The sequence below is a fragment of the Desulfosporosinus sp. SYSU MS00001 genome, from assembly GCF_049943955.1.
In the GTDB taxonomy this organism is placed as follows: Bacteria; Bacillota; Desulfitobacteriia; order Desulfitobacteriales; family Desulfitobacteriaceae; genus Desulfosporosinus.
In genome coordinates, this window is sequence record NZ_JBNFTW010000005.1 from 45,449 (window position 1) to 60,559 (window position 15,111).

Annotated in this window: 14 protein-coding genes; 5 read left to right on the top strand and 9 right to left on the bottom strand. The window is 38.0% G+C overall.

Going from position 1 to position 15,111, the window contains the following annotated elements:
• The first annotated feature begins 33 nt into the window (after nt 1-33).
• Complete coding sequence (locus ACPUYX_RS10735) at nt 34-675, top strand: hypothetical protein (protein ID WP_426379660.1); 642 nt, start codon at nt 34-36, stop codon at nt 673-675.
• A 100-nt stretch (nt 676-775) separates the two neighbouring features.
• Here the strand turns inward: ACPUYX_RS10735 and ACPUYX_RS10740 are convergent, their stop codons facing one another.
• The 6 genes from ACPUYX_RS10740 to ACPUYX_RS10765 form a co-directional block, all read right to left on the bottom strand.
• Nucleotides 776-2,281 carry a sensor histidine kinase gene (locus ACPUYX_RS10740; RefSeq protein ID WP_426379661.1) on the bottom strand — a complete coding sequence of 502 codons (1,506 nt, stop codon included), beginning with the start codon at nt 2,279-2,281 and terminating at the stop codon, nt 776-778.
• Nucleotides 2,282-2,321: 40 nt separating this feature from the next.
• Nucleotides 2,322-3,011 carry a response regulator transcription factor gene (locus ACPUYX_RS10745; protein ID WP_426379662.1) on the bottom strand — a complete coding sequence of 230 codons (690 nt, stop codon included), beginning with the start codon at nt 3,009-3,011 and terminating at the stop codon, nt 2,322-2,324.
• A gap of 377 nt (nt 3,012-3,388) precedes the next feature.
• On the bottom strand, nt 3,389-3,514 hold the full coding sequence (locus tag ACPUYX_RS10750) for a hypothetical protein (protein ID WP_426379663.1): 126 nt from the start codon (nt 3,512-3,514) through the stop codon (nt 3,389-3,391).
• A 310-nt stretch (nt 3,515-3,824) separates the two neighbouring features.
• The gene (locus ACPUYX_RS10755; protein WP_426379664.1) at nt 3,825-4,790 is read right to left on the bottom strand and encodes a polysaccharide deacetylase family protein; all 966 of its coding nucleotides are present in this window, start codon (nt 4,788-4,790) and stop codon (nt 3,825-3,827) included.
• A 182-nt stretch (nt 4,791-4,972) separates the two neighbouring features.
• Complete coding sequence (locus ACPUYX_RS10760; RefSeq protein ID WP_426379665.1) at nt 4,973-5,365, bottom strand: c-type cytochrome; 393 nt, start codon at nt 5,363-5,365, stop codon at nt 4,973-4,975.
• 199 nt (nt 5,366-5,564) lie between these two features.
• Nucleotides 5,565-5,705 carry a hypothetical protein gene (locus tag ACPUYX_RS10765; RefSeq protein ID WP_426379666.1) on the bottom strand — a complete coding sequence of 47 codons (141 nt, stop codon included), beginning with the start codon at nt 5,703-5,705 and terminating at the stop codon, nt 5,565-5,567.
• 248 nt (nt 5,706-5,953) lie between these two features.
• On the opposite strand from ACPUYX_RS10765, the gene ACPUYX_RS10770 reads away from it, so the two are divergent.
• Nucleotides 5,954-7,042, top strand: a complete 1,089-nt coding sequence (locus ACPUYX_RS10770) for a sulfite oxidase (RefSeq protein WP_426379667.1) — start codon at nt 5,954-5,956, stop codon at nt 7,040-7,042.
• Nucleotides 7,043-7,143: 101 nt separating this feature from the next.
• Here ACPUYX_RS10770 and ACPUYX_RS10775 read toward each other — a convergent pair whose 3' ends face one another.
• Nucleotides 7,144-9,018: a cyanophycin synthetase family protein gene (locus ACPUYX_RS10775; protein ID WP_426379668.1), complete on the bottom strand. Its 1,875-nt coding sequence runs from the start codon at nt 9,016-9,018 to the stop codon at nt 7,144-7,146.
• A 400-nt stretch (nt 9,019-9,418) separates the two neighbouring features.
• Between ACPUYX_RS10775 and ACPUYX_RS10780 the strand changes: the two genes are divergently transcribed.
• From ACPUYX_RS10780 to ACPUYX_RS10790, 3 genes are all read left to right on the top strand, one after another.
• Nucleotides 9,419-9,958 carry a GNAT family N-acetyltransferase gene (locus tag ACPUYX_RS10780; protein WP_426379669.1) on the top strand — a complete coding sequence of 180 codons (540 nt, stop codon included), beginning with the start codon at nt 9,419-9,421 and terminating at the stop codon, nt 9,956-9,958.
• An 83-nt stretch (nt 9,959-10,041) separates the two neighbouring features.
• Nucleotides 10,042-10,788, top strand: coding sequence for a MerR family transcriptional regulator (locus tag ACPUYX_RS10785; RefSeq protein WP_426379670.1), 747 nt, complete (start codon nt 10,042-10,044; stop codon nt 10,786-10,788).
• 297 nt (nt 10,789-11,085) lie between these two features.
• Nucleotides 11,086-12,366, top strand: a complete 1,281-nt coding sequence (locus ACPUYX_RS10790) for an alkyl sulfatase dimerization domain-containing protein (RefSeq protein ID WP_426379671.1) — start codon at nt 11,086-11,088, stop codon at nt 12,364-12,366.
• A gap of 165 nt (nt 12,367-12,531) precedes the next feature.
• On the opposite strand, the gene ACPUYX_RS10795 is transcribed toward ACPUYX_RS10790, so the two are convergent.
• Together ACPUYX_RS10795 and ACPUYX_RS10800 are read right to left on the bottom strand one after the other, a co-directional pair.
• The gene (locus tag ACPUYX_RS10795) at nt 12,532-13,908 is read right to left on the bottom strand and encodes an MFS transporter (RefSeq protein WP_426379672.1); all 1,377 of its coding nucleotides are present in this window, start codon (nt 13,906-13,908) and stop codon (nt 12,532-12,534) included.
• Nucleotides 13,909-14,105: 197 nt separating this feature from the next.
• Nucleotides 14,106-15,038 carry a LysR family transcriptional regulator gene (locus ACPUYX_RS10800; protein WP_426379673.1) on the bottom strand — a complete coding sequence of 311 codons (933 nt, stop codon included), beginning with the start codon at nt 15,036-15,038 and terminating at the stop codon, nt 14,106-14,108.
• Between the last annotated feature and the right edge of the window lie 73 nt (nt 15,039-15,111).

Here is a 15,111-nt window from a genome sequence, read left to right on the forward strand (position 1 = left end):
AAAGTATTCAATAAAAAGGAGAATCGACATACTATGCGAAAATCAAGTAAATTGTTAGCTTGTTCTTTGATAGCATCTTCAATTTTTAGCTTTTCTCTTCCTGTCCTTGCTGATACTTCCCAATCCTCTCTGCCTACAACTTCTCAAAGTCAAAATTCCTCAACGGGAACTTCAATGACCTCCGCTGACAAAGCGGCTGCCAGAAAGCAGAAGCTTCAAAATGAAATTTTGCATCTGCAAAATGCAGAGCAATTTCAGCAGAATTTGGCTCCTATTCACCAACTTCAGGCTCAAGATAAACAAATACTCGATCAAATTAAAACGTTGAGACAGACAATCCATTCGCAAGTCAAAACAGATCGTCAAGGTAAGAACTATAGTGCTTTATTAGCTGCTCTTAATGACATGATTCCTATGCAGGATGATATAGCCAATGCACAGGATGCCGCTCAAACTGCTAAAGCGGATTGGACACAACTTAGCACCGATAACAAAGCTAATAACTCCTCGGCAGTTACTTCAGACTTAAGCAAGATTCAAACAGATATTCAAAATAGAATCAATGTTTATCAAAAGATTTTAGCAGATCTTCAGAAAATAAATGGAGATTTGAACACTACAACTTCAACGACAACTCCTGCTTCAAATTCATCTTCAACATCATCCTCAACCTAATGTTTTAAAGAACCGTACATTTGAGTACGGTTCTCCTTTGTTCTAAACGATATCTAGCTTCAGCTCAAATAAGATTGTATTTTTAAAAACTAAAAGTTTTTTAAGACTCTTTGGGGAAATGAATTATAAAGGTCGTACCTTTCCCCAGCGTACTTTCAACATCGATTTTCCCGCCTCGTAAATTTATGAATTCATGAACGATAGCCAATCCTAATCCTGCACCACTACCAGACCTCCTTTCCCTTGATCTGCTGCTCCGATAAAAGCGCTCAAATATATAGGGAAGATCCTGAGGGGCAATTCCTTCTCCGTTATCTGAGACATAAAGATAGCTTACCTTGCTATTCGTTTCAGTTTTTATCGTAATCTTTCCATTGACAGAAGTGTGTTGAATAGCATTATGAACTAGGTTATAGAGAATTTGCTTAAGTTCTCCTGGTTCAACCGGAAGGGATGTTTCGTCACATTGGATATCTAAGGTCCGGTATCCTAATAATGAATTCAATAGGGGCAAAACCTCTGGAAGAACATCTTGAACAATTGTTTCCGGGTTAACTTGCGGATCATTAGCGATTTGTTTTGCTAAACGGTTGAGGGTCAATAAATCCTCGGTGAGGTGGATTAATCTCTCAGTTTCAGTGAGCATTGATTTATGGGCTGCAGCTAAAGTTTCCGAGTCTGTTTCCGGGTCGAGCAACAAGATTTCCAGGAATCCCCGAATAGACGTCAAAGGTGTCCTTAATTCATGGGAAGCATCTCCAATAAACCTTGCCATTTGTTCTTTGGCTTCTGTTTCTGTCGCTAAAGATCGATTAAGGGTGTCGAGCATTTGATTTAAAACAAATCTTAAATGTACAATCTCCGATGCTGCTGGTTCTTCGGGTATTCTTAAGGCGTAATTGCCGGCAGCTATCTTTCCTGAAATTTCGGACATGCGTGATAAGGGTAAGAGAGGTTTTTTCAGAATATACAACGTTAGAAGTCCGCCAAATATGAGTATAAACATTGTGCTGATCAGGAAAACCTGAAGTTGGTGGTAGAGTATATTGTTGATCTGTGTTAGCGGGGCAGATAGAGTTGCATAACCAATTAATGTATTGTTTGATGCTGGTTTTGACATTTGTCCTGTTACACTAGCTCCAGTTTCTTGATTTAGGTAGATCGGCCCGGAAATAACCCTGTAGCGGATGCCCTTTGGAGACGTTAAAATAACATTTGTTCGAAGCTTATCTTTTGTTATTTGTCTTTGGAAAAATGATTTTTCTAAAACGTAAGGATTTTTTGCCTTAACCTCCTGGCGGCTGAGTATACCTTCAAGCTTTTTATCGGGCGAAAAGAAACCGACGACAACACCAGGGCTGAGACTCTGCCAAGCCTTGGGAAATCGCTGTTCATGATCCAGCCATAACTTTAGTTGATTAACCTCAAATGAACCTATCTGAGTCTGTAGATCCTGGGTTTCTCCTTTCATCAAAAACGAATTTAATGCCTGATACTGAATTACTCCCATAGTCATTGATACCAGTAAAAGGCTCAACCAAAATCTCACTAATAGTTTAGTAGTCAGGGAATTTTTCCAATCTTCTTTATTATCTCCATCCAGCACTCTAACACCTTCCCTCTTTGAGAATCTTATCTTACAAATTTCAATTTTTCAGCAGAGGAACCAGGCGATAGCCAACACCACGCACAGTTTGAATTAATTTGTGTTCCTTGTCGCCAAGTTTTTCACGAAGGTAACGGATATATACTTCGACAATATTATCTTCACCGTCGAAGTCGTATCCCCAAACATGGCTTAGAATGGAGCTTTTGCCAAGTATTTGACCTGGGTTCCAAAGCAAATAGGATAAAAGTTTATATTCAGTAGGGGAAAGGGAGAGCTGGCAATTATTAAATGTAATGGAATGGTGTGCTTCATCCAAGCAAAAAGCACCTATACTATGTTTTCCAGTCAACTCTGGGTAGCGGTTTCGTAACTGAACCTCAATTCTAGCTAATAGTTCCTCAAAATGAAAAGGTTTGGTCAGATAATCATTGGCTCCTTGCCTTAAACCAACAACAATATCCGTAGCAGAATTTTTGGCTGTCAGCATAATCATTGGAGCTTGACTAATTTCCGGAAGGGCCTGACAAAAATCATTTCCATCCATGACAGGCATCATCAGATCCAAAATAATTAGATGTGGGTCATATGCAGGAATTAGTTCTAAAGCAATTTGCCCATTAGCAGCAGTTTTTACAAGATAACCCGCTTTTCGTAAACCTAAATCTAACATTTGTCGAATAGAAGGCTCATCATCGACTACTAAAATGCGAAATGAAAAGGAATCCATTTATTCACATCCTTATAGGAATTGTAGCTGGTATCTATCATACCAATCGTACAGAGAAAATAAGCGATCCAAAACAAGAAAAAATCATCGTTATCTTACCCCATCTGATTATAATAACCTTTGCTTAAAATTAGCTGAGAAGAAAGACACTAAGTTTGAATAGACTATACGTCCAAGTACCTTGAAAAAGGCAAAAAAAGTTAGGAGATAATCATTGGTAATAGGAAAAGAGCCAACCACATGCTAATGTTTGGAACTTTAATCTAAATAGTAGATTTATACAAAATAATTTTCTGCTATTTCGGTATAAGAAAATCCCTCACCGTTCAGACGATGAGAGATTGATCAAATCTTTTCGATGACTAAAGGAACGTCATTTATTGATCTTTAAATTGATCCAATTGGTCAACGATTTTGATCTCATAATCTAAATCTTTTAGCTGACATAATTCAGTAACTACCTTGACATCGTCTTCGATTTGGTAAATATCTTTTTTTTCCAAAAGAATCACCCCCTAAAAATTTTTAGAAACTATTTTCTTTTCATAAATCCATTTAATACATAGACAAGAGGGCGAGGGGATTATCCATTTTGTTTATTAATCCCTTCAGTTTATAAGGTTACCAATTTATAATTTCATAGTAATAATTATAATCCCAAAGATGACAAGATATGTAATGTTATTGTTAGGCATACTACCTTGAAGATCTTGATCTTACTGGAATAGCCACTGGAGCATTTCAATGCGAATGTATTATAAGCATGGTTGTATAGCATTAAATATATGTAGTGAGAATCAATAAAAGATTAGCTTACGGGAAAAGTCTTTGAAATAATGCAAGAGACATACCTCCATAAATTCGCTCGCGCTTCAATGTCAATATGTTATCACCCAAATGCACTTTACCGGGTTTCGTAGTAAAACCGAGCTTATATCCAACCTTTGGCATCAAAGCTAGGGTGGTTTTATTATATTTTCCTGAAGGAAAACATAGTGATTGTACATTGATTCCAAGATGGCTTTCAAGTTCCTGCTTTGAAATATTTAGTTCAAGTTCTTGTTCGTTTTCACCAAGTGTAGAGAGGTCAAGATGATGTACAGTATGACTTTCTATTGTATTTCCCTGTTTAATGAGATCGTTAAGTTGGTCCCATTTCATCATGCCAGAACCGATAGAATCTGTAATTATAAAGAAAGTAGCTTTGAAACCAATTTGACGAAGTATTGGCCAAGCTGAGATATAATTATCGCTATAGCCGTCGTCAAATGTTATTAAAATCGGTTTTTCGGGAACAGGTTTTTGGTTTATCAAGGCTTCGTATAAATCTTTTGGGGATATTGTATTATAGCCTTGTTCGTGAAGCCATGACATTTCCTCAGTAAATTGTTTTACTGGAACGCCAAGTGAGTTGCCCGGAAGTGTTTTAATGGAATGATACATAAGCACAGGTATACCTTCTTTGGGGAAGGCAACCAGTTTCGATTTGTTTTGGTGTGGGATGAGAGACTCAGGAGCTGCAGTTGGTGATGGCGCTTCAGACTTAGTTAATTTGGGTAATTTGTCGGGTTTAGTTATGTTGGTATAATTGCCGGATTTAAAATCAGATGGTATAGACAATCTTACAGTTAAACGACCTAAAATCAATACTAGGAGGACTAGAATGATTGCCCCACTAAAAATAAGTTTGCAGTTTAGTTTCATTAGATGGGTACCTTTCAGCTTAATGTTTATAGAATAACGACTTTTTAAAACTTTATGTAACTGTGGAAAAATCATATCATCAAGATCCTAAAGCAAAAGCAAAACTCATGGACATCTAATAATAAAGCGCGAAATGGCAGAACTATAATTTTAAGCAAAAAAGAGAAAATACCCTTAGACTATGCAAGGGTATTTCAAGTTTTAAATAGGGAATAAGGGTTCGTTTTCTTTCTGTTTTGTATTTTCGTGTAAAAAATTTACTTTTTTAACGATGCAACGAAATCCCCAATTGCCTTTACTTGTGTGTCGTTGAGTTTTCCAGAGAAAGAAGGCATGGTGCCCTGTCCTTTTTTTATAACACCTTGAACCTTTGCAGAATTATTCTTCCACTCATCCGTATTAATAGCGGGGCCACTCGTACCGGCCCCAGTAGCACCGTGACATCCTGCACAATTTGTTGTGTATAAAGCTGCGCCACTTACTTGGGTCGCAGCGTTTGATGCCCCGGAAGAGACGTTAGTCGTTGGTGAATTTGTTGATTGCCCGGTTTGAGGAGAGGATGGATTTGAAGGTGCAGGTTGTTTACTGCATCCCACTAAGAGTAGGACAAAAAGAAAAGAAATTATTAAAATTGATTTTCGCTGATGCATATGTAATTTTCCTCCTTATCGAATTCTGTTTTTAAAGTGTACATATTGGTTACTTAATATTCTCTGGAGTTATGACTAATCAGAGGGAAATATGCTTGTTTATAATCTAAGGCAGGCGTGGATGTAAGAGCTTTATGAGAAATCGATTTAAATAAAAAGGGCCGCTGATTTGCAGCCCTATATTCCTCTATTTTATAAATCAATAACTATTACTCTTTTTATCATAAGCAATTAATATTTTAGAACTATCTGTTCCTTGGCTTATCTCTTGTTCTGCTTTTTGTACTTTTTCAAGGTCTTCTTGCGATAGATTAGCAACTGGATAATCTTTGTTATTCATCGTTAACTCTCCTTGACAATCGTATTATCTTTTATGTTAATAATTTGGCCAAAATTAAGCGAAATAATTCAATTGAATTTCTGGTTAATTCAACTGCAACGATAATAGAAAAACAAAGGCTGTAAAAATAAATCCATATGAGTTCATTTGCAAACGCCTTCCGTAATACATACTGGAAAATAATGAATTATTTAAGACAGTCTTGATAATTATAATGACAATGAACAAAATAGAAAGAGGGATTTAATGTGAATCAGGATTTGCCAAGCAGCATTAATGACAAACCGGGTCTGATACCCCGTCAGGTAATGCCGGAAAATTTAGAGTCGCCAATTAGCAATGTTTTAACTTGGGTTACGCCTAATGAATTGTTTTATACGCGAAGCCACTTAACTTATCCTACAATTGATATGCAATCTTGGAGGTTATCTATTGGCGGAGAAGTATCCAGACCACTTTATTTTAATTATGAACAACTTAAGCAAATGCCCCAGGTCGATAAATTTGTAACCATTGAATGCTCCGGCAATAAAAGGGCTATGTTTGAACCTCCTGTACCAGGAGAACAATGGAAAATTGGTGCCGTTGGGAACGCAAAATGGACGGGAGTTCCGCTAACATTTCTCCTTGACCAGATAAAGCCCAAGGACACCGCTGTCGAGATTGTTTTTACAGGAGCAGATTCAGGAATTCGACCGGATATGGATACTTCCGTAAATTTTGAACGCAGCCTGCCTTTGGACAAAACTTTATTAGGGGAATGTCTTTTAGCCTTAAAAATGAATGATGAACCAATACCGTACAAACATGGTTTTCCCCTTCGTTTAATTGTACCAGGTTGGTATGGAATGGCACATGTTAAATGGGTTACACAGATAGGCTTTGTATCGAATCCTTTTAAAGGTCCTTTCCAGACAATTGATTATGTCTATCTAACAAATGAAGGTGATTATTCGAACGCTGTACCTGTAACGGAAATGAAAGTCAATTCTATTATCACTTGGCCTTCAAAGGGAGAAATTATCCATCCAGGTCAACATTCCGTCAGGGGATTAGCGTGGACTGGTAAAGGCACTATTAGTAAAGTTGAAATAAGCGTAGACAACGGGATGACCTGGAATGCCGCCAAATTAACCAGTCCTGAGCATAAACAATATACATGGACTTTCTGGGAATATGCCTGGAATATTACAAATCCAGGTCATTATTTTGTGCTTGCTCGAGCACATGATAGTAACGGAAATGTACAACCAAAAGCAGCGTCTTGGAATGCAAAAGGGTATGGGAACAATTCTATCCACACTGTTGCCATAACTATCCCCCAAATTCTTCATTGAATAACCCTTATAAATTTGCCGACAAACCAGTGAATGAACTGGGGTGAAGGGAAAAATAATATTAAATGCTGAATCCAGTGAATAGGATTCAGCATTTAATATTATTTCGCAGATAAGGCTTCAATTTTGGCTGGCATACTTTCTATTATGTCTATTAGCGGCTCCGATTTTTCGAAGAAGATAATGACAACATCTTCAGGCTCCGCTCGTTTTAAAGCCGCTTCAAAGGCTTCTGTTTCCTCCAAAATTTTCAGCACATTCTGTTTAGAGAACTTGGTTGCTAGAACTCCCTTTTCCAGAAGATCAGCAACTTCGCCCCTTATCCTTCCACGTTTTTCTATATCTTCTTTAATAATAATATAATCAAAGTTTTCTCCAGCACACTTACCGACGTCAATTATGTCTTTATCGATTCTATCTCCCGGTACTCCGATTACTCCAAGGAGATGTTTATATTCCATATGTTTAAGTCCCTCTAATACGGAAGAATATCCGTCTTTATTATGGCCATAATCTAAGATTACTCGTGTGTTATTAACATAATACATATTAAATCGGCCAGGATTTTGCTCATGGTTAAATGAGGATAGCCCCAGTTTAATTGTAGTTAAATCAATGCCAAGTCCTATTGCGGCTGCACAGGAAGCCATGGCATTTTGAACATTATAGATTAGAATACCTTTCATACTTATGCCAATATCTTTGATGTCCATGAGAACCTCGGAAGAAGATCCCTTTTGGACTATAAGTTTATCTTGATCTCTATATATACCATAGCCACCATTTTTCAAATTTGCCTGAAGTGCTTTGTTATCCTTATGAAGAGAAAAAATGATTAGTTGACTCTTGAATCTCGTCTTAATAGTCAAACTCATCTTGTCATCCCCATTAATCACAGTAAAGCCATCTTCCTTCACGGCTTCACCCACCAAAGCTTTAACCTTTGCCAAATCGTCTAACGTGTGAACTTCATCAATCCCAAGATGATCCTCGGTAATATTTGTAATAACTCCAACGTCAGCGAGGTCATATGCCAAGCCCTCCCGAATAATTCCTCCGCGAGCCGTTTCTAAAACCGCTGCGTCAATATCTTTATTCTTCAGAATCGCAAGTGCACTTTGGGGGCCAGTTGTATCACCTTTAAATATGCACCTTTTATTAATATATATTCCATCGGTAGTTGTCATCCCGACCGTATAACCAGCAATTGAGAGTATATGTGCGATAAGTCTTGTGGTGGTCGTTTTACCATTGGTACCAGTTATGGCAACTAAGGGAATAGAGGTCGGTCCGTCATCAAATACTTGGTCGACCATATGTGCAGCCACGTTCCGTTTGGTTCCGCGATATGTTGCGGAGATTTCCCTTATATCAGGATTTAACGTTTCTCGAATTTGTTTTGCGTACTTTCCATAACCTAATTGCAAAATACGATCTTCGCTTAATCTTAAGGTGGGAATACCACGCTTTTTTGCTTCCTCGCAAATGGCTAATGTACTTACCCCTAACTGTTCCGTTTTCAAGAGTTGTTTTAATTGATTAAACCTTATATCGATGTCAAAGGATTCTCTGGCAATTAAGGAATTTATAAGGTCAATGGCCAATCTTCCAGCTTCTAAACCTGTTTGGGCGTATTCATATTGATAAATAACATAATATAAATCTCCCGATAGTTCCCGAGCTTTTCCATAGTTTACATCTAAACCAAGCATATTATGAAGGGCTATGATTATATGTTCCGAAACGTGGGCTAAGTACGTCCCTTCTTCAAGCCGCTTATAAAAACCTTGATCTTCATCAATTCCACATCGGTGTTTCGAAAGCTCCGGAAGCATATGTTTTAATGTCTCGTTAAAATCTTTAATATCTTTCGTAGGGATTTCACTGTATCCTTCCAAATCCAAGTTTAAGCGGATACATTTTTTATGAGAATAAATATTTTTACCCTGAAAAACTTGAGAGCCAGTGATTTTCAAATTGTTTTCCTCCCATTTTGAGATTAGCACACAAAAAATTTGCTGGAAGATAAAAAAATAAAATTTTTTTTGTATGGAAGTTAATATATCCAAGAACAAAAGATGTACACTGGTATGTTCTGCTTATTATTTTATGTACAGACCAAATGATAGTATTAGTTTCAGGTATTAAGCTGGATTAATATTACAAAGAGGCATAACTAAAGAAAAGAAGGTTGATTGATCCTTTGATTAAAAAATTAACACTTGATGCTGAGTTAAAAGGGTTAGGCATTTTAGCCTTGTAGTGTATTGATATTTTATTGTATAGTTTGATAGTGAGGTTGAGGCATGATTCATAGAAGGCCTTAAATTTGGAGACAACCATTAGTTGGATTATCTTGTAAAAGGATGTTTTTTTATGATAAAAGGATTAGTGATAAGTAATCTTACACAAGCTGAGATAAGAGGGGCATCACTTGTATTTGAGACAACAATTCCGGATGCGTTTAACAATGAGGGACTCGGGCACCGTAAAGAGGATATTCTCAGAGAAATTACCTATAAGAAACAATTGCTTGAATCTTCTCTAGATAAATCTAGTTTATCGATATATTTCATGATCGCTAAACTAAATGAAACTGTTATTGGTACGATTTCCTTTAGTTCATGTGGTGAGGATATCAAAAAGTGTACAGAAAACCAACTCAACAATATCGGTGAATTAGGAAGTTTATTCATTTTGCCGCCTTACCAAGGTCAAGGCGTAGGCTCAGAATTAATTAATACTATGCTAAAACATCTATCTGAACAAGGTATTGATTGGTTTTGTTTAGATAGTGGCTATAAAATTGCTCAGAAACGATGGTTAAGGAAATTTGGAGAACCCTATAAAGTAGTAAAAGATTATTGGGGACCAAATTACGATCACATGATCTGGCTTTGTAGAGTGAAACCTTAATAACTCTCCGTTACGATCCAGTTATGATAACCTTGACTCTTACCTTGGAGGAGGGCTTACGATTATTCGCGAGGTGAAAAATTTTGCTGTATACGGTTAAAGAAGTAGCGGAAATTGCAGGAGTAACGATAAAAACACTCCACCACTATCATAAAATTGGTTTATTAAAACCCTGTAAAATAACTGAAGCCGGCTACCGTCTTTATGGGGCAACAGAACTTGAACAATTACAGCAAATCTTGTTTTACCGTGAGCTTGATTTTTCACTCGAAGATATCAAAAAAGCACTTAAGGATGAGCCGAGTCGTTTAGAATGCTTGACTTACCAACACGAACTGCTTATGGTGCGAAAGCAGAGATTGGAACGTTTAGTAAAGACAATTAAAGACTCGATCGTCCACGCCAAGAAAGGAGAAGTCATGGATAAATCAGAAATGTTTAACGGTCTTAACAAAGAGGAATGGGAAAATGCGCTTTCGGAGCAAGGGAAATACCTTAGAGAAAAATATGGGTATACAATGCCAAAAGTAAAGGAAGGCCAAGTGGATAACTTAAACGAACAAGCAGCGGAAGCTAAACAATTTATTTGCGATATTTCCAATGCACTAAAGAACGGCTGGAAAGCAGATGATAAGAGGATACAACAGACGTTGGAGAGTCATATTCTATGTTTGAAAAATCATGGCCATAATATCAATGCGAAGTCCTTTGAGGCTCAAGCAAAGTTCTTTGTGGAAGATGATTTTCATAGAAATATGCTTGAAAATGAGCAAATTGGGCTTTCCTATTACCTTTGTATAGCTGCCGAACTATATGCGGCTTCTAATTAATAAAGGACGCATCTAAATCGTTATCAAAAGGTAAGAGCATGACTCCATGTGCTCTTATCTTTTTTATCTAATAGACTTTTCCAGTATTCAATTATTCTATTGGTTTGGGATTACATTGAGCTATTGTATTGCCTACTTTTCAATAAGCACAAAGAAAATTAACTGAGAAGCAAATGAAAGTGCGGAGCGATTTGATAGAGTGGAAGGCATCTCAATTAATAAAGTTCAGGTCGCATTACAGCTATTCACGTGTTAAACTATATCAGTCCTGTATCACTAAAATGAGAGGTGCTAGTAATGTTACGATCAGACGGTGAACAATTATTAAGGGAATTTTCAGAAACCTCCTATCCATGCCAAGTCACAGAAATAATACCCGGCGTTGTCTATCATGTTATGGGTTATGGCATCAGCAATGCCAGTTTTATTATAGGAAAAAACACAGTCATTCTAATTGATACTCTTGACTGCGACTATCGCGCTGAAGCCCTTAAAGCCATTATTGCCGAGTATACAGAAAAGCCGGTTAAGACGATCATCTATACTCATGGCCATCCGGATCATCTTGGAGGTGCCGATGTTTTTAGAGACTCCAACCCGGAGATTATTGCCTTTGCACCTTCTAAGCCGGTTCTTGGGCGAATGGATGCCCTGCAGGACGTGCTCAATCAGCGCGGCATCAGACAATTTGGCTATGAACTCAGCGATGAAGAAGCCATTTCTGAAGGAATCGGCGTTCGTGAAGGTATAGTTCAAGGTAAGGGCCGAAGGGCTTTCTTGCCACCAACTACTGTTTATAGTGAGGAAAGGATCGTACGGGATATTGATGGAATCACTCTTGAACTTGCTGCAGCCCCAGGGGAATCTGATGACCAGATACTCATCTGGCTGCCGGCACAAAAAATACTTTGCTGTGGTGACAATTACTATGGTTGCTGGCCCAATCTGTATCCCATTCGAGGCAGTCAGTATCGAGATATCAGTACCTGGGTAGACACTTTGGATAGGCTGATTGCTTATCAGGCTAATTATCTTTTGCCTGGTCACACACGCCCAATCATCGGCGCAAGCGCTGTTACAGAAACTTTAACTAACTTTCGTGATGCTATTGATTATGTTCTTACAGAAACTCTTAAAGGAATGAATCAAGGTATGACTATGGATGAGGTAGCGGAGGCCGTTAAACTGCCTGAAAAGTGGGCAAACCTTCCTTACCTTGGTGAATTTTATGGCACTGTTGCTTGGTCTGTGCGAGGAATATATGCCGGTTATGTAGGTTGGTTTGATGGTAATCCAACCAAGCTCAATCCTCTGCCAATTCGGACTCGTGCCGAAAAGACCATAGCTCTCATGGGGGGCATAGAGTCTGTCTTATCTGCTATTAGTCAAGCCTTGGACAACGAAGAGGCTCAATGGGCCACTGAACTTGCTGATATTATTATTGCCGCAGATAGTACCAATAAACTGGCGCTAAAGTATAAAGCTCAAGGACTTATCAGTCTTGCCCGCCAGGAACAAAGCGCGAACGGGCGTCACTACTATCTTGCCTGCGCCAAGGAACAGCTCGCTGATTTATAGCCGCGAATGCCCGGTGTCTGAGGTCAAAAGTAACTGGATAAATAAAACACTGCCAAAAGTAATTCTTGGCAGTGTTTTATTGTTAATTTGTAATATGAACTTATCTCTGATTATTTTACCCAATCGTAAGACTCCCACTCAAGCGAGAGTGGTTCCCATACCTTTTTAAGAAATCTCTTCAAGCGACTTGCCACCCGTTCTTAATCCCCATAATAATAAGAAGGCTACAGGAATACAAACTAAAATCGCAACCATATTGTAAACCCCTGTAAATTTATACTGAGCAAAAACTACAGGAATATATAATTGAAGAACTGAAGTTGCTAAGCGCCCCGCTGCATTGTGAATCCCAGTGGAAGTATTCCGCATTTTTGTGGGATAATTTTCAGCAATGTAACTAAAGGTTATAAAGTTCATAGCCATATTGACTGCAATCATCAAGAATCCGCAAAGAACAATGGGGACGAACCCGCTTATTTGTCCAAAGATCACGGATAGTAATGCAACCGACAAAGCCATGATTGCCATCGGAACCTTTCGGCCGCCTTTGTCAGCAATTAAGGAAGATAAGTAACAGCCTGCCGGAACACCAAACATGAGGAGGGAAGAAGCTGTCAAAGCATCATTAACACTTAACCCTCTTTGGTTTAATAGTGTCGGAGTCCAGTTCGTGATGACAAACCCAGCAGGAACTGTAAGGAGAACAAAGAACAAGATGATTAATGTCCTTTTAAGATACTTTGGTGATAATATTCCAGCTAAAACATCTAAAGTTTTAACCCGAGGTTCTACTTTAGAAGCAGCTTCAGTTAGGTCAACTTTAACATTCGTTAATTGTTCAATAACTTCTTCAGCTAATTCTTGCTTACCTTTGGTAACTAACCAACGCGGTGATTCCTTTAAATATTTGAGACCCATTACAAAACCAATAAGACCAACTCCGCCCAAGAAGAAGATATAACGCCATGATTCGGGACTCAGAGGAATAACTACGCGGCATAAAAGTCCCACCAAAGGGGCTGCCATAAAACCAAAGGAAGCCGTTAAGCTTTGCCATTTTCCACGTGTAGCCGCCGGTGCCATCTCAGCAATATACACTTGAGAAGTAACCATCATACAAAAAACACCGAAACCAGTTAGAGCTCTCGTTATCGTAAAAACTTGTACATTTTGAGCAAAACCATTGGCGATGGAAGCAATCGAGAAAAGAAGGATTGCTCCTAAAAAGGTTTTTCGGCGTCCAATAAAGTCCGAAATAATACCACCTGTTAATCCACCGAGGGTCATGGCTACAAAATAGGCAAAATTTATTTTTCCCACAGCGGCCATGTTAATGTGCCAGCTCTTCATTAACGCAGGAGCAATAAAACCGAAATTCCAATTGTCCATTTGTTCAAAGAAATAAGCTAACATAATAATGAAGAATAATAACTTATGGATTGAGGTAACTTCTAGGTTATCAAAGTAATTATTGTTTAACTTTCTATAAGCTGGAAGAGATTCTCCGGAAAGATAATCTTTGTCTTGCGTCCCGACTGCCATTTCCAATCCCCCTACATTGTGAAATTTATCATAAGAAAGTATACCAAAGGTTCTCTGCGCATCGGCCGTTAAGGTTATGCTGGGAAGGTTATTCTCCTTTCTGTTTAGTTTGTACTTTTTCCCTCAATCGTATTATACATAAACCTAATGGCACCATATAACAGAACCTTATTGTCTTTTCTCACAACAAAAAGTAGTCAGCTGTCCGACATATTGGGGGATTGTTTCAGGCATTCCAAAAACTTTTGGGCTGGAATTGACATCGGGTATTTTGCAGAACTTACCCAGGTAAAGATCAGCTTTAAGCGTAGATTCGACTGGACAGTACATTCTTTTAATAGTCGATTATCACTCAATTCTAACGTGGAAATAAGGCCCATAGCTAACCCGTCAAGGATTGTTTGACGAAATAATTCGTTATTAAGGGTTTTTAAAAATACTTTTGGAGATTGATCAGCGTCACGGAAAATTAGTGATACGATTTCTGAGTATTGTTTTGTATCGTAATAGACCATTGGCAGTTTAACTAATTCACTTGCCGAATTAATTTGATCATTGCTCAATAACCAGGATTTCGGTATACAAACGATTAAATCATCTTGTAAAAGTTCTTGATAAATTAACTCAGTCGAAGCTAAAACATAATTTCCAGGATCTTGATAAAAAGATTCCGGAAAGTTTATAAGCCCTACGACCGAAGGATCATCGTTAATCCGAGCAATAGTTTCGGTCGGTGAGCTTTCTTTAAGTGTTAAGTTTATGTTTGGATATCTGGATTTATAAAGTTTTAATGCCTTTGGCAAAACTGTCGTACCTGAATTATGGGAATGAAGAAGGGTAAGTTCCCCTTCAACAGGGGATGTTTGCCGCAATGTGATTAACTCTAATTCTGCCTTTAAATCATCATATTTTTCCACGATCTCTTTCGCGGTCATCATGGCTTTTTGACCAGCTTCAGTTAAGGTGGTTCCTTGTCGACTCCTTTGAAAAAGCTTAACGTTAAGTTCTTGTTCCAAACGAGTAATCATTTGGCTTAATCCTTGTTGAGAAATATGCATTTTCTCTGCAGTTAGAGTAATTGAATTTGAGTAAGACAATTCTATCAGAAGTCTTAAATCACTTATGCGCATCCCAATCCACTTCCTGTTAACTATAGACTTTTAATTTACTTTTATTTTAACTTGTTTTTTAGTAATTGTACCA